Genomic DNA, 20,864 nt, shown 5'->3' on the forward strand with positions numbered 1-20,864 from the left:
GCCGCTGGGAAGGACGCTCAGGCGGTCTCGGTGATCGGCCGGTCCACCCAGCTCATCATGCCGCGCAGCTTCGCGCCGGTCTCCTCGATCGGGTGCGCCGCGCCCTCGGTCCGCCACTTGTTGTAGTTGGGTCGCCCGGCCTCGTCCTCGGCCACCCACTCGCGGGCGAACTCACCGTTCTGGATCTCGGTGAGGATCTTGCGCATCTCCTCCTTGACCCGGCCGTCGATGACCCGGGGGCCGCGGGAGAGGTCGCCGTACTCGGCGGTGTCGGAGACGCTGTAGCGCATCCGGGCGATACCGCCCTCGTACATCAGGTCCACGATCAGCTTCAGCTCGTGCAGGCACTCGAAGTAGGCCACCTCGGGGGCGTAGCCGGCCTCGGTGAGCACCTCGAAACCGGTCTGCACCAGCGCCGCCGCGCCGCCGCAGAGCACCGCCTGCTCGCCGAAGAGGTCGGTCTCGGTCTCCTCGGTGAAGGTAGTCTTGATCGCGCCGGCCCGGGTGCCACCGATGCCCTTGGCGTACGACAGGGCCAACGCGAACGCGTCGCCGCTACCGTCCTGCTCCACGGCGACCAGGCAGGGCACGCCCTTGCCGTCGACGTACTGCCGGCGGACCAGGTGACCGGGACCCTTCGGGGCGACCATCGCCACGTCCACCCCGGCCGGCGGCTTGATCAGCCCGTACCGGATGTTGAACCCGTGGCCGAAGAACAGCGCCTTGCCGGCGCTGAGGTTCGGCGCGATCGACTCGGCGTAGATGTGACGCTGCGCGGTGTCCGGCGCGAGGATCATGATCACGTCGGCCTCGGCCGCCGCTTCGGCCGGGGTGAGCACCCGCAGCCCCTGCTCCTCGGCCTTCGGCCGGCTCTTCGAGCCCTCCGGCAGACCGATCACCACGTCGACACCGGAGTCGCGCAGCGACAACGCGTGGGCGTGGCCCTGGCTGCCGTACCCGATCACGGCGACCTTCTTCGCCTGGATCAGGCCCAGGTCGGCGTCGTCGTCGTAGTACACCTCAACGCTCATGACTTCCCTTTCGTACGGCGGCCGCAGCGGCCCGTCGTGGCTGGTGGCCGGCCCCGGTCACCCGGACCCGGGCCGTGGTGGGTCAGGCGGCCCGCAGGGCCGGGCCGGCGGTGATCGCACGCGAGCCGCGCCCGATCGCCACCACACCCGACTGGACCATCTCCTTGATGCCGAAAGGCTCAAGGTCGCGCAGCAGCGCGTCGAGCTTGTCCGGGGTGCCGGTCGCCTCGACGGTGAGGGTGTCGGCGGCCACGTCTACCACCCGGGCGCGGAACAGGTTGACCGTCTCCAGGACCTGGCCCCGGGCGTTGCGGTCCGCGCGCACCTTGACCAGCAGCAGTTCGCGGGCCACCGAGGTGCCCGGATCCAACTCGACGATCTTCAGTACGTTCACCAGCTTGTTGAGCTGCTTGGTGACCTGCTCCAGCGGCGAGGACTCCGCGTTGACCACGATGGTGATCCGCGAGACGTCCGGGTTCTCGGTCTCGCCGACCGCCAGACTGTCGATGTTGAAGCCGCGCCGGGAGAACAGGCCGGAGACCCGGGCGAGCACGCCGGGCTTGTTCTCCACCAGGACGGACAGGGTGTGGATGGTCATTAAATATCGTCCTCGTCGAAGGCCGGGCGAACGCCACGGGCGAACATGATCTCGTCGTTGCTGGTGCCGGCAGGGACCATCGGCCAGACCATGGCGTCCTTGCCGACCACGAAGTCGATCACCACCGGCGCGTCGTTGATGGACATGGCCATCTCGATGGTCCGGTCCACCTCCTCGGCCGTCTCGCAGCGCAGCCCGACGCAACCGAGCGCCTCGGCCAGCTTGACGAAGTCCGGGATGCGGTGCTTGTGGGTGCCCAGCTCGGTGTTGGAGTAGCGCTCGTTGTAGAACAGCGTCTGCCACTGCCGGACCATGCCGAGGTTGCCGTTGTTGATGACCGCGATCTTGACGGGGATGCCCTCCAGGGCGCAGGTGGCCAGCTCCTGGTTGGTCATCTGGAAGCAACCGTCGCCGTCGATGGCCCAGACCACCGTGTCCGGTCGGCCCACCTTGGCGCCCATCGCCGCCGGCACCGCGTAGCCCATGGTGCCGAGTCCACCGGAGTTGAGCCAGGTCTGCGGCTTCTCGTACGAGATGAACTGGGAGGCCCACATCTGGTGCTGGCCGACGCCCGCGACGTAGATCGTGTCCGGTCCGGCGATCTCCCCCAGTCGCTTGATCACGTACTGCGGGGAGAGGGTGCCGTCGGACGGCTCCTCGTAGCCCAGCGGGTAGCGCTCGCGCAGGTCGTCGAGCTGCGCCCACCAGTCACTGAGGTCGGTGCCACGGCCCGCAGCCCGCTCGGCGGTGACCGCCGCCAGCAGCTCGTCGATGACGTGCCGGGCGTCGCCGACGATCGGCACGTCCGCGTGCCGGTTCTTGCCGATCTCCGCCGGGTCGATGTCGGCGTGCACCACCGTGGCGTCCGGCGCGAACGAGTCCAGCTTTCCGGTGACCCGGTCGTCGAACCGGGCGCCCAGCGCCACGATCAGGTCCGCCTTCTGCAGCCCGTAGACCGCGGCGACGGTGCCGTGCATGCCCGGCATGCCCAGGTGCTGCCGGTGCGAGTCGGGGAACGCGCCGAGCGCCATCAGCGTGGTGATCACCGGGATGCCGGTCAGCTCGGCCAACCGACGCAGACCCTCGGTGGCACCGGCCTTGAGCACGCCACCGCCGACGTAGAGCACCGGCCGGCGGGCGGCGCTGATCAACCGTGCCGCCTCGCGGATCTGCTTGCCGTGCGGGTGCAGGGTGGGCCGGTAGCCGGGCAGGTCCAGGGTGGGCGGCCAGGCGAAGGTGGTCGACGCCTGAAGGACGTCCTTGGGGATGTCCACCAGGACCGGCCCGGGACGCCCGGTCGAGGCCAGGTGGAACGCCTCGGCCAGCACCCGGGGAATCTCGCCGGCGTCCTGCACCAGGAAGTTGTGCTTGGTGATCGGCAGCGTGATGCCCTGGATGTCCGCCTCCTGGAAGGCGTCCGTGCCGATCGACGGGCGGGCCACCTGACCGGTGATCGCCACCAGCGGCACCGAGTCCATGTACGCGTCGGCGATCGGGGTGACCAGGTTCGTCGCGCCCGGACCGGAGGTGGCGATGCACACCCCGACCCGGCCGGTGGCCTGGGCGTAACCGGTGGCGGCATGACCGGCGCCCTGCTCGTGCCGGACCAGGATGTGCCGCACGGTCGAGTCGTAGAGCGGGTCGTACGCCGGCAGGATCGCGCCGCCCGGGATGCCGAAGACGACGTCTACGCCGAGTGCCTCCAGGGAGCGCACCAGCGAACCGGCACCGGACACCTGGGCCGGGGCGGGACGGGCCGCCGGGACGGCCGGCGAGGCGGCGCGGGTGTGGTCGGCGTCACCCGGTGCCTCGGCGGCGGTGCGGGCGCGCCGGGCGGAGTGGGCGAGCGTCTCGGGCGTGGGTCTCGTCATGACGGTTGGCCTTCGGCTGAAGTGGGTGGGGCTGCTCACACTGTGGAACGCGGGCGAGGCCGGCGTTCGATTGGTTCGACGGCAAGAAAAAGGCCCACGTGCCAGATGCACGGGGCCAGCGCACTCTCAGTCAGGGAGAGTGCGCTCAGGTAAGTACTCGCAGCGACCGGTACGACGACATGGGCTCAAGACTGACGCATCTCATGCGATGAGTCAACTGATCCCACATTTTGGTTCACGGACCGCGGCGCGTCGCCGTTCGGCGCGCCGATCGGACCGGGCGTGACCTGCCCGGTGACGCCTTCGCCGCGCCGCTGGACGGGCGGCCCGACGGGTCGCGGAACCGTAGTGCCGGCAACCGCCGGACGGGCCGGGCGGGCACCCGGCGACGTCGCCGCGTCCAGCATCGCCTCCAGGTGCTCCGCCGGTACGCCCCAGCCGAACAACGCACCCTGGCCGAACCGGCAACCGGCGGCCACCACGGCGGCCAGCTCCGTGGGAGTGGTCACCCCCTCGGCGATCACCTCCAGGCCGAACTGGTGGCCCAACCGCATCACGATGTCGACCATCGGAGCGAAGGCCGGACCGTCGCGCCCTTCCGGCTGCACCGGCTCGTGCTCCGCCACCAGTCCGTGATCGATCTTGAGAATGTCGATCGGCAGCCGGCGGAGCTGATTGAGCGAGGAGTAGCCGGCGCCGAAGTCGTCGAGGGCGATCCGCACACCGGTCAGCCGCAGCGCGGTCAGCCGCCGGATCAGCTCGTCGAGGTCGGTGGCGACCGCGTGCTCGGTGACCTCCAGCACCAGCCGCTGCGGCGGCACGTGATGGGCGCGCAGCGCCTCGGCGACCTGCACCACGTACTCGGGAGCGTGCAGCTCGCGCGGGGAGACGTTCACCGACACCCAGACGTCGTGGCCCTCGGCCAGCCAGCGGGACAGCTGATAGCAGGCCTGGTGCAGCACCCAGGCACCGAGCTTGGCGATCATCCCGCTCTCCTCGGCGAGCGGGATGAACTCGTCCGGCCGCACGTTGCCCAGCTCCGGGTGACGCCACCGCAGCAGCGCCTCCGCGCCGACCGGGCGGACCGACGGCAGGGAGGCCACCGGCTGGAACACCAGCCGCAGCTCGTCCCGCTCGATCGCACCGCGCAACTCGTGCTCGAGCGTGGTGCGTCGGCGCAGCAGCCGGTCGTACGCGCCGTCGTAGCGCTCGATCCGGTTCTTGCCGCGTTGCTTGGCGTAGCGCAGCGCCAGATCCGCGTGCCGCAGCAACAGTTCGACGTCGGGTTCGTCGGCCCAACCCGCCAGGCCGATGCTGACCGACAGGAAGACGGGTGCCTCGGGCTGCTCGTAGGCGCCGCCGAGCACCCGCAACAGCCGCTCCGCGACCACCCCCGCGCCGGCCGGGCCACCGTGCATGAGCACCGCGAACTCGTCACCACCGAGCCGGGCGGCCAGATCACCGGGGCGCAGGTTGCCCCGCAACCGCCGGCCCACCTCGGCGAGCACGGCGTCGCCGACGTCGTGCCCCCGCATGTCGTTGACGTTCTTGAAGCCGTCCAGGTCCAACCCGAGCAGCACGCACGGCACCCGTTCCTCCGCGCAGCGGTGCAGGGCCCGCAGCAGGCCGCGACGGTTGGCCAGCCCGGTGAGCGCGTCGGTGTGCGCGAGCTGCCGGAAGTGCGCCTCCCGGTCGGCCAGCCGGCGGGCGTAGGCCCGTACGTCGTGCAGGGTGAGGTACTGCCGGGCGACCAGGGCGAACCCCTCGACGCTGCCGGCCGCGATGGCCAACCCGTCGAACCGGCCGTCCTGGAGGAGGTGGTACATCGCCGAGGCGGCCATGGCGCCCATCGGCACGAAGGCGTACTCGCCGTCGCGACGGATCACGTCGATGGCGAGGTGGCCCGGCGGATCGATCCGGTACGCCGCCACCGCCGCGACCAACAGCCCGACGGCCAGGATCACCGCGCCGGTCAGCGCCAAACCCGGCCCGGCCTGGCAGAGCCCGGCCGCGACACCCAGCCCACCGACCGACGCGGCGGTGATCCCGGTGCCGAGCACGGCCAGGCACCGTCGGGGCGCGGGCGCCCGGAGCACCATGATCGCGGACAGGCCGGCGCTCAACGCCGCGCTGACCGAGGCGAGCAGGATCGACGGGCAGGCCGTCGGCGTCGCGTCGCCGAGCAGCCGGGTCGGCTCGGAGAACAGCACCCAGCCGACGAACCACAGCGCGGCTCCCACGATCACGCCGTCCAGCGCCAGCCGGGCCGCCGAGGGCACCGACCCGGTCACCCCGGGCAGCCGGAGCAGACCGAAACAGAACAGCAGGCCGCCGGTGGCCGTGCCGAGCGCCACCAGCGTGGCCCACGTGCTGCGATGCTGCTGCTCGTGCGCCCAGTGCTCGCTCGCGGTCACCGCGACAGCCGCACCGACCAGCACGGTCATCGCCGCGAACGCACCGCCGACGGCCAGCACCGCGTACGCCGGACGATGCGGCGCGGCCCGGCGCCGGACGGCGGCGGCGAGCAGCACGCCGGCCGTCAGGGCGATCAGCGCGCTCAGCACCGCGGCGCCGATCATGGCCGGGGGTGTGTGCACGCCCTCAACTCTGCCGGATCGACGCCCGCTGTGGGGATCGGGTGTGCATCTGTTGGGACACGGCGCGACGCCCGTGTCCGGACCGGCTGACCGGTGTCAGACTGGTACGCATGCCTGAGCTGCGGTCGAAGACCTCCACGCACGGTCGGACGATGGCCGGCGCCCGGGCCCTCTGGCGGGCCACCGGGATGACCGACGACGATTTCGGCAAGCCGATCGTCGCCATCGCGAACAGTTTCACCCAGTTCGTGCCGGGCCACGTACACCTCAAGGACATGGGCGGCCTGGTCGCCGACGCGGTGGCCGAGGCCGGCGGGGTGGGCCGGGAGTTCAACACCATCGCGGTCGACGACGGCATCGCCATGGGCCACGGCGGCATGCTCTACTCCCTGCCCAGCCGGGAGCTGATCGCCGACGCGGTGGAGTACATGGTCAACGCGCACTGCGCGGACGCCCTGGTCTGCATCTCCAACTGCGACAAGATCACTCCCGGCATGCTGCTGGCCGCGCTGCGGCTGAACATCCCCACCGTGTTCGTCTCCGGCGGCCCGATGGAGGCCGGCAAGACGGTGGCGATCGAGGGGATCGTGCACAGCAAGATCGACCTGATCGACGCGATGATCGCCTCCTCGAACGAGGCGGTGACCGACGAGCAGCTCGGCGAGATCGAGCGGTCCGCCTGCCCCACCTGCGGCTCCTGCTCCGGCATGTTCACCGCCAACTCGATGAACTGCCTCACCGAGGCGATCGGGCTGGCCCTGCCGGGCAACGGATCCACCCTCGCCACCCACGCCGCACGCCGGTCACTGTTCGTCGAGGCCGGCCGCACCGCCGTGGAGATCGCCAAGCGGTGGTACGACGGCGACGACGCCTCGGTGCTGCCCCGCGCGGTGGCCTCCCGGGCCGCGTTCGAGAACGCCGTCGCCCTGGACGTGGCGATGGGCGGGTCGACGAACACGATCCTGCACCTGCTGGCCGCCGCCCGCGAGGCGGAGCTGGACTTCTCCGTGGCCGACATCGACGCGATCTCCCGCCGGGTGCCGTGCCTGGCGAAGGTTGCCCCGAACTCGCCGCAGTACCACATGGAGGACGTGCACCGCGCCGGTGGCATCCCGGCCATCCTCGGCGAGTTGGACCGCGCCGGCCTGCTGCGCCGGGACGTGCACGCGGTGCACACCCCCACCCTGGAGCGCTGGCTGGCCGACTGGGACGTGCGCGGTGGGGCGGCCAGACCCGAGGCGGTCGAGCTGTTCCACGCCGCACCGGGCGGGGTGCGCACCACCGAGCCGTTCTCCACCACCAACCGCTGGTCGTCCCTGGACACCGACGCCGCCGGCGGCTGCATCCGGGACCGTGAGCACGCGTACACCGCCGACGGCGGGTTGGCCATCCTGTCCGGCAACCTCGCGCCGGAGGGTTGTGTGGTGAAGACCGCCGGGGTGCCCGAGGAGTGCCTCACCTTCCGTGGCCCGGCGAAGGTCTACGAGTCGCAGGACGACGCGGTGACCGCCATCCTGGCCAAGGAGATCGTCGCCGGGGACGTGGTGGTGATCCGCTACGAGGGGCCGAAGGGCGGCCCCGGCATGCAGGAGATGCTCTACCCCACCTCGTTCCTCAAGGGCCGGGGACTGGGCCGGGCGTGCGCGCTGCTCACCGACGGCCGGTTCTCCGGCGGCACCTCCGGGCTGTCCATCGGGCACGCCTCCCCCGAGGCCGCCTCCGGTGGGCTGATCGCGCTGGTCGAGCCGGGCGACGAGATCGTCATCGACATCCCGGCCCGCTCGATCGAGCTGAACGTGCCGGCCGACGTGCTGGACGCCCGCCGGGTCGCCCAGGAGAAGCGGGACCGCCCGTACACCCCGGTCGACCGGCAGCGCCCGGTGTCGGCGGCGCTGCGCGCGTACGCCTCGATGGCCACCTCGGCCAGCGACGGCGCCTACCGCCGCGTCCCCGAGTGACCGGCCGGATGGCCCGCCCCCGGTGGCGGGTCATCCGGGCCCTCGTAACCGCCCCGTCTCGGGTAGCGTGGAGGCAGCGTCGCGTGTCGGTGGCAGACCGTGTCAGGCATGGAGGCGTCGGATACGAAGGACCACGACGATGACATTGTCGTTCCCTTCGCCCTCCTGTGTCTGAGGGCGAGAAGACCAGGCTCATCGCCTGGAGTCACGAGCTGCGCAGCGTGCACGATCGGCTACACGAAGCCCTGCGCCTGACCCGCAGCGCACTCGCCGGTGGCGAGGCGGCGGAACCCGCCACCCGTGACCTGCTGCTGTTCTGTCACGGCTTCTGTGCCGCATTGACCGGGCACCACGAAGGCGAGGACCGCGAACTGTTCCCCGCCATCGCCGCCGCCCATCCGGAGCTGCAGGACACCCTGCGACACCTGAAGCAGGACCACTCGATGATCGCGCATCTGCTCGTGGGACTGCAGGCTGCCGTGAACCGGGCCGCCTCCCCGGCCGAACTCGACCGCCACGTCGAGGGGATCGCCGCCATCATGGAGAGCCACTTCCGGTACGAGGAACGCCAACTACTGGCAGTGCTCGACACGCTCGCCCTGAACGCCGACCCGCACGACGTCCTGGGTCCACTGTGAACCAGTTCACCGTCAACAAGACAACCGCGTCGAGCCCGGCGCGGTAAGGCATGCGTCGGGCTCGACGTACGTCGCGCTTGCCGTCACGACCCGAAGCACGCCCGCCCCGGGTCGTTGCTGGTCACGGACTGGTGCAGGTCAACGACGGCGTGGACGGGGAGCCGGAACCCAGGAAGCCGAACGTGGTGGTGCCGGCGGCCGGCAGCGATCCGTTGTAGTCGACGTTCCGCACGGTGACGGATGATCCGCTGGTGCTGAGGTTTCCGTTCCAGAGCTGACTGATTCCCTGACCACTGCTCAGATTCCACCGGACGGTCCATCCGTTGATCGGCGCATTGCCCGCCCGGACGACAACCTCGCCCTGGAAGCCGCCGGACCACGAGCTGACGGTCCGGTAGGTCGCGCTGCACGCTCCGCTCGGCGGATTCGTGGTCGGTGGCGTCGTGGTCGGAGGCGTCGTGGTCGGAGGCGTCGTGGTCGGAGGCGTCGTGGTCGGAGGCGTCGTGGTCGGAGGCGTCGTGGTCGGAGGCGTCGTCGGGTTCGAGAGCTTCGGCCCGGCGCAGTTGCTGACGATGCCGGGTACATCGTTGGCGTTGTCCAGTGCGTAGCTGTAGGGCGGGTTGGTGAACGGGGTGACACCACTGCCCTGCGCTCCGGTGTCCCGCCTACCGCTGGTGCCGTCGTAGACGTTGCCGCGGGCGGTGATGTATGTCGGGTTGGAGTCCTGGAAGCGGTGCGGGTTGTTGACGTTCTTGAAGTAGTTGTTCTCAACCAGGACCGAGGCGTACGAGCCGGTGCCGATTGAGTAGGCGTTCCCGGCGGAGGTGTAGTAACTGTTGTAGATGTGACCCTTGCCGAACAGCATGCGGGGGCCCCGCTGGTCGACGAGTTCGGCGAACCAGTTGTGGTGGTAGGTGGCGTTCAACTTCCCGCTGTCGGTGTCACCGTGGGTCGATCCACCGCCGACCAGGCTCGCGAGTCGGTGACTGTGCGAAGAATTGGTGTACCAGAACTTCGACCAGGACACCGTGATGTAGTCGACCCCGCGGGTCAGGTCCAACAGACCGTCGCTGGCGTCCCAGAGGTTAAGGTGGTCGAACCAGAGGTGGTGGGCGTTGCGCGCGGCGATCGTATCCGCCGGACTGCTGCCCTGGCCACCACCCTGCACGTTCAGGTTTCGCACAATGATGTTGCCACCACCGTTGATGTTGATCCCGCCACGGATCGTGGCATTCGCGTCCGCCCCGACGAGCGTCTTGTTGCTACCCACCTCCACCGGCGACGATCCGGTGCTGATGGTGCCGGAGATACGCAGTACCCGGGGCGTGGAACCACCCGCGTACTGACGCAGATCAGCCAGTGATGTGATGTTTTGCGTCGGAGCATTGCCGCCGCCGGTCGTCGTGCTGACCCCGTTGGCGGACACCGCCGCCCAGCCGTACAGCCGGTCGTCGCAGGCGACTGCGGCGGCCACGCTCGCGCCGTGCGGCGTCGGCACCGCCGCTGACACGCTCGGAATTGCCAGGGCTCCTGCCACGGTGAGGGTTACTGCCGAGGCGACGATCGCGGACATCCGCAGGCGTCTTGGCCGGACAGAATTGCCAGACTGAATCACTGCATTGCCTCCGTGTTCGGTGCGCGGCCGGTCAGCCGGCCGTGCACGACCAGTGCGGGTCAGGGGCAACCGCCCCACGAACTGGCATCACGCGCAAGGCAACTCCGCCCGGCTTGTCGCATTGCCAGCGGCCTTACATCACTGCGTGCCCTACCGCTTGATGTTCGGCGCGCACCATGGCGGATCCACGTGTGACGCTCGAATCGGTGACCCGGTGACCGGCTGGGGCTGCCCGTGCCCGACGGCCCGTGATTCCGCCTCCGGCTCACTGCGGAACCCGATCGAGACTATCCATAGAACTCAATATAAGGCAAGCGGTTTCCTCGCCCACTGTCACACTGCACGCTACTGAGAACACGTCGTCCACGTGTGGCTTGGTCCCGATCTTGAGTCACACGTCGCCGGGCGGCGCACCGGGGAACGAACCTGTCGACCATGGTTCACCCGAACGCCATGTCACCCCCGGTAGCGTGGCGCTGGTCGATCGAGATCAGGGAGGATGTCGATGGGTGCGAAACGGATGGCATGCGCCGCGGCCATGGCGGGAGTGCTCGCGGTGGGGGCCGGGATCACCGCCGCTCCGGCGAGCGCGGGCGGACAGCGACCCGGCAACCTACGGGTGGCGACCTTCAACGCCTCGCTGAACCGGGGTGTCGCCGGCGGGCTGGTCGCCGACCTGTCCGGGCGGGACGACGCGCAGGCCGGCAACGTCGCCGAGGTGATCCAGCGGGTACGCCCGGACGTACTGCTGATCAACGAGTTCGACTACGACCCGGCCGGGCGGGCGTTGGCGTTGTTCCAGGACAACTACCTCTCCGTGCCGCGCAACGGCACCCGCGCGATCCGCTACCCGTACCGTTACGCGGCCCCGTCGAACACCGGTGTCCCCTCCGGACACGATCTCAACAACGACGGGACCGTCGGCGGGCCCGACGACGCGTACGGTTTCGGGCTCTTCCCCGGCCAGTACGGCATGGCGGTCTACTCGGCGTACCCGATCGACCTGGCCCGGGTGCGCACGTTCCAGACGTTCCGCTGGCGGGACATGCCCGGCGCGCTGCTGCCCGACGACCCGGCCACCCCCGCGCCCGCCGACTGGTACTCCCGGCAGGAACTCGCCGACGTGCGGCTCTCCTCTAAGAGCCACTGGGACGTGCCGATCCGGCTGCCCGGCCGTACCGTGCACCTGCTGGCCAGCCACCCCACGCCACCGGTCTTCGACGGGCCGGAGGACCGCAACGGCCGCCGCAACCACGACGAGATCCGCTTCTGGGCCGACTACATCTCGCCGTGGCGGGCCGGCTACATCTACGACGACACCGGGCGACGCGGCGGGTTGCGGCCGGGGGCGGCCTTCGTGATCGCCGGGGACCTCAACTCCGACCCGTACGACGGTGACAGCCTGCCCGGCGCGGCGCTGCAGCTGCTCGACCACCCCCGGGTCAACGACCGGGTCGTGCCGGCCAGCGCGGGCGGCACCGCCGCGGCGCGACGGCAGGGCGGCGCCAACCTCGGCCACCGCAGCGATCCGCGTTTCGACACCGCCGACTTCGCCGACACCAGCCCCGGCAACCTGCGGGTCGACTACGTGCTGCCGAGCCGGGGCCTGCCGGTCCGTGCCACCGGAATCTTCTGGCCGGTGCCGGGTGACCCGCTGTTCCGGTTGGTCGGCGACTACGACCCGGCCCTGCCGGGCGGCTTCCCCACCTCCGACCACCGGCTGGTCTGGCTCGACCTGCGGCGCTGAGGTGTCGCCTGCCCCGGCGTCGGGTGACCGGCGCCGGGGCCTGCTAGACCTGCGCGCTTCAGCAGTGCTCGGCCTTCCGGTCGAACATCTGCCCGATGCGGATCTGGTTGCCGAACGGGTCGCGGATACCGAAGTCGATGCCGTACGGGCGTTCCATCGGCTCGTCGGTGATGTCGACCCCCTTGGCGACCAGCTCCTCGTACGTCTTGTGGGCGTCATCGGTGGTCATGAAGAGGAAGCCACCCGCGGCACCCTTGGACAGCAGTTCGCGGACCTGCTCGGCGGTGGCCGGGTCGAGGTTCGGCGGGCCCGGCTTCTCCAGCAGGATCTCCCGCTGCCGGTCGCCGGGAATGTTGACCGTGAGCCAACGCATGAAGCCGAGATCCTGATCCGTGTTCAACTCCAGGCCGAGCTTGCCGATGTAGAAGTCGAGCGCCTCGTCCTGGTCGAGGACGTAGATCTGGGAGCGGCTGATCGCGTTCATCGTCATGCCCGAAACGCTAGTGCAACGCTCTGACCTGCTGCTTATCCAAAACTGCTCGGTCTGGTCCACGCTTTCGTGAAGCAGCTCGGCACCGGCGCGGCGGGCGCCGTCCGCCGCTTGCGGTAGTCGGTGGGCGACTCACCGACGATCTGCCGGAAGGTACGGCTGAACGTGCCGAGACTGCCGAAACCGACAGCCGTGCAGATCTCCGTCACGTCCTGACCGGTGTGCAGCAGCAGGTACATGGCCCGCTCCACCCGACGCCGTTGCAGGTAGCGGTGCGGGGTCTCACCGAAGGTGGCCCGGAAGGTACGGATGAAGTGCGCCTCGGAGACGTGCGCGACCCGCGCCAGGGTCGGAATGTCGAGCGGTTCGGCGTATGCCCGGTCCATGGCGTCCCGGGCGCGCAACATCGACCTGTTCGTCTCTTCGATTGCTCTGCCCACAGCTGAGTACGGTGCCACAGCCTGCCGCCCCGGTCACGACACCGGCCCGCAGGCGAATCCTGGAGCAGTTCCTGCTCCTCCAGGCCAGGAACTGCTCCAGGGTCTGCACGAACGTGATGTCAGCGTGGACCAAGCCGGGCTACGCATTGATCGGCTGGCTACAGCTCGACGACGGCGTCCTTAGCGAGAGTGAACAGGCCAGCGTCAAGCGTGACGGTCTTCAGTTTCGTGCCCTTCGGCACCTACCAGGGTGTCTCCCGGGACACGGCCTTAGATGCAGGCGCCGACGTTCGCGCCGTTGGCCGGGCGTAGGAAGTTCGATGACGGGATGGACCCGTCCGCGTTGCGCGGCCCGGTGATGGTGCCCTGGTTGGTGCTGGCAAGCGACCAACTACCGCCGATGTCCCAGGAGTTGCCACTGCCCCGGGAGTTGCTGCCCAGTGACACGTTTGTGCCGTTGCTGACCGCCAGGTTGCCGGTCAGGATACTGGTGGAGCGGTTGACGTTGAATCCGACGCCCGGGTGGTTCCAGGCGGTGCTGCGCTCGATGCGATGCTGGCCGGGGTTGTTGTTGTCGACGAATCCGCTTACCGCGTTACTCCAGGCCATACTGTTGCGGACGGTGTGGTCGGCGGAGACACCGTTGCCACCGAGCTTGAACCCGTTGCCGTCACCAGTGTAGTCGGGAAGACTCCACCGATTGAACCCGTTTCCCCAGGTCAAGGTGTCTTCGGTCAGGATTGGCGAGCTGAACATCCAGTAGTCCAGGCCGTCGTCGGAGTTGTTCCACAGCCGGGCACCGCGGACCACGTTGCCAGTGCCGGAGCCCTCCTTGATAGCCAGTCCGTCGGCACTCTCACCGTTCTTGCGCGGGTCCCGGTTGCCGTAGGCGTCCAGGTTCAAGATCTGGTTGTTGCTCGACGCTCCCTGGATGTGGAAGCCGGACTCGTAGTTGTCCCGGGTCACCAGTCGTTCGAAGACACCGTTGTTGACGTCCAGGCCGAAGACACCGTACGGGCCGTTGATGATCTCCAGCCCGATCAGCCGCCACCAGTCACCCTCGATGTGGACCGCGCCCCGCTCGGGGCGAGGGATGCTCCCGCCGACCGGGGCGGGCGTGTGCGGCATGTTCTCCCCGTCGATGACGACCCGCTCGTTGGCGTGGTTGCGCATCGTGATGGGTTGGCTCGCCGTACCGTTCTTCAGCAGTTGGATGTTGCTGCCCGGCGCGTACGTTCCACCCCTGATGACGATCGTGTGGCCCGGCTCCGCGAGGTCGACAGCCCGTTGGATGGTGGCCAGCGGGGACCCGATCGTGCCGGGGTTGCTGTCGTTGCCGTTGGTCGCGACGTAGAGCATGGCTGGCGGTGGCGCGTTGCCCGCCTCGACGTCGAGATAGTCGACGTTGGGGAGGCCGTTGGACGAGGTGGGGCTGAGCCGGACGGTGTTGCTGCCGGCGTGCAGACCCACCGACAGTGCCTTGGTGCGCCAGGAGTCCCAGGCACCGGTGCCCTCGAACGAGACGTTCGAGGCGGTGGCACCGTTCACGATCAGGTTGGCCGGACGGGAACTGCTCGTGCCGTTGGCGAACCGGACGTGCAGCTCGACGGTCCCGGCGGTCGCGACGGACACGGTGAACTCGGCGTACGCGCCGACGGCGTTGGTGCCGTTGCAGAAACCGGTGCCGGAGTAGCCGGACCAGTTGGCATCGATGGTGCCGGTGCACCGTGCGGGACTGTTCTCGGCCTCGTAGCGGACAGGTGCGGCCATCGCCGGTGCGGCGATCGACACCGCGGCGACACAGGCCACGAGCGCGAGGCTGGTGGCGAGCGGCTTGAACGTCATGACTTCTCCAGGGGTCGGTCGTGCTTCGACGGCACGGCGACCGTCAGGTGCGGTCCCTGAAGCGGCCGTGCCGGCGCTGCGTGGTGGCCACGATCGGCCGGCCCGCGCTGCCCCTGCCCAGAGGGCCCCGCGACGACTCGCAGGACCTCGCGCCACCCGGACCTGGGCGAGGAAAGCGCTTTCCAACGTACCAGGATGCTAGCAATCCCCCGCACCACCGTCAATGCACTTCATTCACCACCGACATGCGACCGAAGTGTCAATGAATGTTCGCGACCACAAATAACGGCGATATTGAAATCACTAAGAGGCTGCAATGTCAAGGCGAGCGGTAAGATTTAGGACATTCTCAACCCGGAAAGTGGTTGCACTCTCGCTCTGCGGGTGAAGAAATACTCACCTACGGAACGAGGGCGACACCCATGGCCGCATCCGGCTGCGCCAGAATCAGTTCTATCCGGATGAACCAAAGAAGGACGTGATCATCAGCTCGCCGTTGAGCATCGAGCTGTCCGTGAACACCAACTACAGCACCAGCCAGGAAGCCGACAAGATCTTCTTTACCACCCACCACGGCAGCACAAAGCGCATCATCGCGATCCTCGACTCCGAGGGCAATTTGCAGATTGCCGGCCGCGTCATGGAAATGCAGCGGGACCTCAAATACAGGTGATCTGAACACCCGTCCGGCCGGCGATGGGACGCAATTTTCGGCCCACCGCCGGCCGGTCAACCTCACCCGAGAAAACACTCACTGAACTGCCGGAGTATCGCGGCCGACCACGCGGCCGTACTGCGCGAACGCGATCTGCTCGTAGACGTGGACGGCCCGCACGGCCCATGCCGACCACCGATTGTCGGCCTGGTCGCCCTGGTGAGTGGATCAGGGCACCGGGCGGACCTGCGTGGCGCCGCGCCAGCATCCGGTGCGACCCACGGCCGACCGCCACCCCTCACCGGAAAGCTGCACCATCGCATAGACGCAGGTACGCGTGCTGGTCAGCAGGTTGCCGTAGGCGGAGATGCCGGCGTAGTCCATGCTGAACTCCGCGGTGCGCGCCGGATCATCACCGTCGGTCACTGTCAGCCGCACCTGCGCGGGGCTGGATACCCGCACGGCCGGTTCCGGCGCCGGCACGAAACGAGGCCAGCTCGCACCGCAGGCGGGCGCGTAGCGAAGCTCGACAGTGCCGATCACCCGATCGTCGAGCAGCACCGCATTGCTGTCCAACGTGGTCACTGAGGGATCGGCCGCACAGCCGGCGTCCTTCGGATCGGCGCCGTCCCGGGCCGTCGCGCTGGTGTACCCCGTCGCCGAGTCGGATGCGGCTGCGGAAGGATTCACGGGCGCGCCGGGCGGCGGGCGGAAGGCCCCGGCGAGCCAGGGCACGGTGACGAAGGCGGCAAGCACGACTACGGCGAGTCCGACGGCAGAGCCGGTCTGCTTCACTGTCCGGGGGGCAAGAGCGTCCCGGGGCTGATCGGTCCTGACGGGTTGAGCGGGTCTGGCCGCCGGACCGGCGACCGCCTCACCAGTCTCGTCTGCGCCGGCCGCAGCACCCACGCGCCGCTCGGCACTGGGCTTGCGCTCGGCGAGAGGCGCATCGGGAGCTGCATCGCCTACGCCGTGGATGGCGGCCCGCAGTGCGTGCCACCGTTCGGCCCATTCCCGCTCGTCGCCGCCGAGCGCGCGGACGTAGGCGAGCGTGGTGTCCAGGGTGGGCATCCGCCGGCCGCCGGCCGCTTCCGACAACGAACTCGACGACCGGTGTGCCCGTCGAGCCAGGGCATGATAGGTGGGACGCCCGGCCGCTTCCCTGAGCAGGCGCAACTCGGCGGCGAACGCCTGGAGGGGATCGGCGGTGGGGTCTACGGGACGCTCCGCCCGAGCCATGAGCCCTCCCAGGGGTTGATTAACCGTCGCCGTTTTTGATTGTCCGTCGCGACACAGCGTAGAGATCAGTGTCGACGGACGGTAGAGATGAGGAGCCGAGTCCCGGGCTGACACAGCCCATCAGAGGTCAGGAGAGACAATGATCCGGAACGCCCGCCGGTTGGCCGCCGCTGCCGCAGGCGCCCTCATCGCCGCCAGCCTCCTGGTCGCGACGCCCGCCAGCGCCGCCACCTGTAGCGGTCACGGCTGCGACGGCACCGACCCGATCGACACCGGCTGCTCCGCGAACGCCCGTAACGCCACGAACTACCCGGCGTACATCATGCAGGGTTCGACCACCCTCGCCGTCGTGGAGCTGCGCTGGAGTGAGACCTGCAAGACCAACTGGGGTCGGATCTCCAACCGGGTCAGCCCGCACAACACCGTCCGGGTCCGGGTGTACCGGTCCAACCCGCACGGCAACACCAGTTGGTACGGCGGTACGGGCACCCAGTACTACGGCGACCAGCTCTACGGCCACAACATGACGGTCTGCGCGGTCGGCGAGGTGACCACCTCCTCCGGAACGACTTACACCAGCAACGCGCTCTGTGCCTGACGGTCTCCCGGGGCCGGTCCTGCGGTGCGAGCAGGACCGGCAGACAGGGTTACCGGGCCGGCGCGTCATGGGACCACGCGCCGGCCCGGTAACCACCCGCTACGGCGGCGGTGAGGTCGGGAAGCGGCCCCTCCGTCACCCGAGGCGTCATGAGGGTGCCCGTACCGGCAGGTCGTTGACGCAGCGCAGCACCGGGCGGGTGGTGAGGGCGGTGGGGTCGAGGGGCGCCGCCGACCGCACCGTGACGGTCGCCGCCTCGCCGGGGAGCAGGGTGACGAGCGCCGTGTCGATCTCAGCGGACGGGTCGAGGCGATCCGGGAACAGGGTCACGTCGCGCAGGATGGTGCGGGCGGTGACGCGTACCTGTTGGCCGCCCTCGGTCGGCTGCACCGTCGCGTCGAAGGCCGCCGTCGGCCATCGCACGTCGCGGTCCTCGGCAAAGAACCACCAGGCCCGTTCGGCCTGGTCGTCGGTCTCGGCGACCAGCAGTTCGTCCCGGGCGTCGTCGGGCCGGGCCAGCTCCGCCGCCAGTGCCAGGGTCACCGTCTCGTACGCGGGCACTTCCAGCTCCAGAATGGACTTCGCTTTCGGTTCCCCGGCCAGGGTGAGCCGGGTGACCGTGGCCGACGCCCGCCACGGCAGCCCGTCGTCGTTGACCGCGACCAGGGCCAGCCCACCGTCGCGGGGCTGCACGGTGAGCAGCCGGTCGGCGTAGGAGCGGCGTAGCGCGTACCAGAGTGGCTTGCGGCGACCGTCGCCGTCGACGGCGGCCCACGAGGTGACCGGCCAGCAGTCGTTGAGCTGCCAGACGATGGTGCCCATGCACCGGCCCCGGTGGGAGCGGAAGTGTTCCACCCCCAGGGCGATGGCCCGGGCCTGGTTGAGCTGGGTCAGCCAGTGCCAGTCGTCGAAGTCACGCGGCTCGGGCAGGTGCGCGTCCAGTCCTCGGCGCAGCTTGTGGTCCCCGTCGGCGGCCTTCTGGTGGTGCGCCATGCCAGGCGAGTCGGGCGCGAGGGGCTCGTCGGAGAGGGCGCGGCGCAGCGTCGCGTACGCGGGTGGTCCCTGGTAGCCGAACTCGGCGACGAACCGGGGCAGGTACTGCCGGTACTTGACGTAGTCGTCGGCGTTCCACACGTCCCAGATGTGCGTGGTGCCGTACGCCGGGTCGTTGGGGTGGATCTCCTCGCTGCCCGACCAGGGGCTGCCCGGCCAGTACGGTCTGGTCGGGTCCAGGGTGCCGACGACCCGGGGCAGCAGCTCCAGGTAGTAGCCGCGCCCCCAACTGCGCCCGGCCAGCGGTGCCTGCCAGTCCCAGTCGTGCCAGCCCCAGATGTTCTCGTTGTTGCCGGTCCACAGCACCAACGAGGGATGTGGCGCGAGGCGGATCACCTGTTCGGTGGCCTCGGCGGCCACCTCGGTGGCGAACGGCTCCTCCTCCGGGTACGCGGCGCAGGCGAAGAGGAAGTCCTGTTGCACCAGCAGTCCGCGCTCGTCGGCCAGGTCGTAGAAGTCCTCCGACTCGTACCGGCCGCCGCCCCAGACCCGCAGCAGGTTGACGTTCGCGGCCTCGGCCTGGTCGAAACGGTGGGCCAGGCGGGCGCGGGTGACCCGGGTGGGAAAAACGTCGTCGGGGATCCAGTTGACGCCCCGAACGAAGATCGGCACCTCGTTGACGTACAGCGTGAACGGGGCACCGTGCTCGTCGGGGGTGGTGTCCAGGCGGACCGACCGGAAGCCGATCCGGTGCTGCCACTCGTCGAGCGGGCCGCCGTCGGCGTCGTGCAGGGTGACCGTCAGCTCGTGCCGGTGCGGTGCGCCGTGGCCCCGGGGCCACCAGAGTTGCGGCCGGTGGACGGTGAGGGCCAGCACCGCGGACCGTTGCCCAGCCGGGATGCTCACCTCGGCGTGTTGACCCGCCACCCGCGCCCGTACGGTGAGCGGCCGGTCGACGACCCGTTCCACGTCGACGTGCACCTCCACCCGGCCGGTGTCGCCGTCGACGGTGACCAGTGGGCGTACCACCGCCAACCGGGCGACCGACCAGCCGTGCAGGGCGATCTCCTGCCAGATGCCGGCGGTGACGAGGGTCGGTCCCCAGTCCCAACCGAAGTTGCAGGCCATCTTGCGGATGAACTGGAACGGCTCCGGGTACGCGTTGGGCCGGTCACCGAGCCGGTCCCGCTGCGCCTCGGCGTACCGGTAGGCGGAGTCGAAGCGTACGGCCAGGTGGTTGGTCTCGGCGCGGAGCAGCGACGTGACGTCGAAGCGGTGACCCCGGTGCATGTTCTCGGTGTGGCCCACCTCGACGCCGTTGAGCGTGATCGTGGCAACCGTGTCCAGGCCGGCGCAGACCAGGTCGAGGCGGGCGGGTTCGTCGGACGGCCGCTCGAAGGTGGTCTCGTACACCCAGTCGGTGCGGCCGATCCAGGCCAGCGCGGTCTCGTTGTCGTCGAGGTACGGATCGGGGATCAGCCCGGCCGCCAGCAGGTCGGTGTGCACACAGCCCGGCACGGTGGCCGGCACCGTCACCCCGTCGACCTCGGGCGGCACCCGCTGGCCGGGCACCGCCCGCACGGTCCACCCGTCGTGCAGCGCCAGCCGGATCGGTCCGGTCCCCCGCGCGTCGCTCACGATTTCACCGCGCCTTCCATGATTCCCCGGACGATCTGCCGACCGCCGACGACAAGCATGATCAACAATGGGACGGTGGCCACGAACGCACCGGCCAGCACCCGGCGGTAGATGACGTAGTTGCCGCTGGCCAGGTCGGAGATGGCCACCATCGAGGTGGGATAGTCGGTGCCGTTGAGGGTGATCAGAGGCCACTGGAAGTCGTTCCAGGTGGCCACGAAGGTGAGCAGGCCGAGCACCGCCAACGCCGGCCGCACCGCCGGCAACACGATGTTCCAGTAGACCCGCATGGTGGTGGCGCCGTCCACCCGGGCCGACTCGACAAGCTCGTCCGGCACCGTGTTGACGATGAACTGCCGCATGTAGAACACCCCGAAGGCGGTGACCAGGCCGGGCACGATCACCGCCAGCAGGGTTCCGTTCCAGCCCAGCTTGCCCATCACGATGTAGAGGGCGACCACGCCGAGTTGGTTGGGCACGGTCAGGGTGAGGATCACGAACAGCATCAGCGGCCTGCTGCCCCGAAACCGCAACTTGGCGAAGGCGAAGCCGGCCAACGAGCAGAAGAACAGCACCGACGCGGTGACCACGGTCGACACGATCACGCTGTTCACCAGGGAGGCGGCGAAGTAGACGTCCTGGAGTGAGAACACCTCGTTCAGGTTGACCAGGAACTGGTCGCCGGGGATCACCACCGGTGGCAGTTGGGCGGTCGCCTCGTCGGTGCTGGTGGCGATGACGAACATCCAGTACAGCGGAAAAGCCGCGAACAGCGTGCTCACCGCCAGGAGCAGGTAGGTCCAGAAACCCGCCGGGGTGTCCTGCGGGGCCCGGCCCAGCAGCACGGCCCGTCGGCGTCCGCCGCGCGGTGCCGGCGTCGCCGGCAGGGGTCGTTCCAGCAGGCTCATCGC

Annotated in this window: 15 protein-coding genes and 1 pseudogene; 5 read left to right on the top strand and 11 right to left on the bottom strand. The window is 69.5% G+C overall.

Annotated features, from left to right (window positions below; all coding sequences use genetic code 11):
• Positions 1-17: 17 nt before the first annotated feature.
• From ilvC to O7605_RS13215, 4 genes are all read right to left on the bottom strand, one after another.
• Complete coding sequence (ilvC, locus tag O7605_RS13200; protein ID WP_269739451.1) at positions 18-1,031, bottom strand: ketol-acid reductoisomerase; 1,014 nt, start codon at positions 1,029-1,031, stop codon at positions 18-20.
• 82 nt (positions 1,032-1,113) lie between these two features.
• Positions 1,114-1,629 (bottom strand): acetolactate synthase small subunit, encoded by a 516-nt coding sequence (gene ilvN, locus O7605_RS13205; RefSeq protein ID WP_269739452.1) that lies wholly within the window; start codon positions 1,627-1,629, stop codon positions 1,114-1,116.
• Positions 1,629-3,500, bottom strand: coding sequence for an acetolactate synthase large subunit (locus O7605_RS13210; RefSeq protein WP_269739453.1), 1,872 nt, complete (start codon positions 3,498-3,500; stop codon positions 1,629-1,631). Before O7605_RS13210 ends, ilvN begins: the two co-directional genes overlap by 1 nt.
• A gap of 185 nt (positions 3,501-3,685) precedes the next feature.
• On the bottom strand, positions 3,686-6,097 hold the full coding sequence (locus O7605_RS13215) for a putative bifunctional diguanylate cyclase/phosphodiesterase (RefSeq protein WP_269739454.1): 2,412 nt from the start codon (positions 6,095-6,097) through the stop codon (positions 3,686-3,688).
• 110 nt (positions 6,098-6,207) lie between these two features.
• Here O7605_RS13215 and ilvD point away from each other — a divergent pair, with 110 nt between their 5' ends.
• Positions 6,208-8,055 (top strand): dihydroxy-acid dehydratase, encoded by a 1,848-nt coding sequence (gene ilvD / locus O7605_RS13220; protein ID WP_269739455.1) that lies wholly within the window; start codon positions 6,208-6,210, stop codon positions 8,053-8,055.
• Positions 8,056-8,222: 167 nt separating this feature from the next.
• On the top strand, positions 8,223-8,693 hold the full coding sequence (locus O7605_RS13225) for a hemerythrin domain-containing protein (RefSeq protein WP_269739456.1): 471 nt from the start codon (positions 8,223-8,225) through the stop codon (positions 8,691-8,693).
• Positions 8,694-8,814: 121 nt separating this feature from the next.
• On the opposite strand, the gene O7605_RS13230 is transcribed toward O7605_RS13225, so the two are convergent.
• Positions 8,815-10,203 (bottom strand): cellulose binding domain-containing protein, encoded by a 1,389-nt coding sequence (locus O7605_RS13230; RefSeq protein ID WP_269739457.1) that lies wholly within the window; start codon positions 10,201-10,203, stop codon positions 8,815-8,817.
• Between the two features lie 610 nt (positions 10,204-10,813).
• Between O7605_RS13230 and O7605_RS13235 the strand changes: the two genes are divergently transcribed.
• Positions 10,814-12,055 carry an endonuclease/exonuclease/phosphatase family protein gene (locus tag O7605_RS13235; protein ID WP_269739458.1) on the top strand — a complete coding sequence of 414 codons (1,242 nt, stop codon included), beginning with the start codon at positions 10,814-10,816 and terminating at the stop codon, positions 12,053-12,055.
• A gap of 58 nt (positions 12,056-12,113) precedes the next feature.
• Here O7605_RS13235 and O7605_RS13240 read toward each other — a convergent pair whose 3' ends face one another.
• The 3 genes from O7605_RS13240 to O7605_RS13250 all read right to left on the bottom strand — a co-directional run bounded on the left by O7605_RS13240 (position 12,114) and on the right by O7605_RS13250 (position 14,830).
• Complete coding sequence (locus O7605_RS13240; RefSeq protein ID WP_093401766.1) at positions 12,114-12,545, bottom strand: VOC family protein; 432 nt, start codon at positions 12,543-12,545, stop codon at positions 12,114-12,116.
• Between the two features lie 35 nt (positions 12,546-12,580).
• On the bottom strand, positions 12,581-12,985 hold the full coding sequence (locus tag O7605_RS13245) for a helix-turn-helix domain-containing protein (protein WP_269739459.1): 405 nt from the start codon (positions 12,983-12,985) through the stop codon (positions 12,581-12,583).
• Between the two features lie 270 nt (positions 12,986-13,255).
• Positions 13,256-14,830, bottom strand: coding sequence for a right-handed parallel beta-helix repeat-containing protein (locus tag O7605_RS13250; protein WP_269739460.1), 1,575 nt, complete (start codon positions 14,828-14,830; stop codon positions 13,256-13,258).
• A 418-nt stretch (positions 14,831-15,248) separates the two neighbouring features.
• On the opposite strand from O7605_RS13250, the pseudogene O7605_RS13255 reads away from it, so the two are divergent.
• Positions 15,249-15,503 (top strand): annotated as a pseudogene (locus O7605_RS13255) (DUF6342 family protein); the annotation flags it as partial.
• Positions 15,504-15,713: 210 nt separating this feature from the next.
• On the opposite strand, the gene O7605_RS13260 reads toward O7605_RS13255, so the two are convergent.
• Entirely contained in the window at positions 15,714-16,724 is a 1,011-nt protein-coding gene (locus O7605_RS13260; protein WP_269739461.1) for a helix-turn-helix domain-containing protein, read from the bottom strand.
• 139 nt (positions 16,725-16,863) lie between these two features.
• On the opposite strand from O7605_RS13260, the gene O7605_RS13265 reads away from it, so the two are divergent.
• Positions 16,864-17,322 (top strand): DUF2690 domain-containing protein, encoded by a 459-nt coding sequence (locus O7605_RS13265; protein ID WP_269739462.1) that lies wholly within the window; start codon positions 16,864-16,866, stop codon positions 17,320-17,322.
• 147 nt (positions 17,323-17,469) lie between these two features.
• Here the strand turns inward: O7605_RS13265 and O7605_RS13270 are convergent, their stop codons facing one another.
• Together O7605_RS13270 and O7605_RS13275 are read right to left on the bottom strand one after the other, a co-directional pair.
• The gene (locus O7605_RS13270; protein WP_269739463.1) at positions 17,470-19,953 is read right to left on the bottom strand and encodes a glycoside hydrolase family 2 protein; all 2,484 of its coding nucleotides are present in this window, start codon (positions 19,951-19,953) and stop codon (positions 17,470-17,472) included.
• Positions 19,950-20,861 carry a carbohydrate ABC transporter permease gene (locus O7605_RS13275; RefSeq protein WP_269739464.1) on the bottom strand — a complete coding sequence of 304 codons (912 nt, stop codon included), beginning with the start codon at positions 20,859-20,861 and terminating at the stop codon, positions 19,950-19,952. Before O7605_RS13275 ends, O7605_RS13270 begins: the two co-directional genes overlap by 4 nt.
• Positions 20,862-20,864: the final 3 nt, after the last annotated feature.

The sequence above is a fragment of the Verrucosispora sp. WMMA2121 genome (assembly GCF_027460185.1).
In the GTDB taxonomy this organism is placed as follows: domain Bacteria; phylum Actinomycetota; class Actinomycetes; order Mycobacteriales; family Micromonosporaceae; genus Micromonospora; species Micromonospora palythoicola.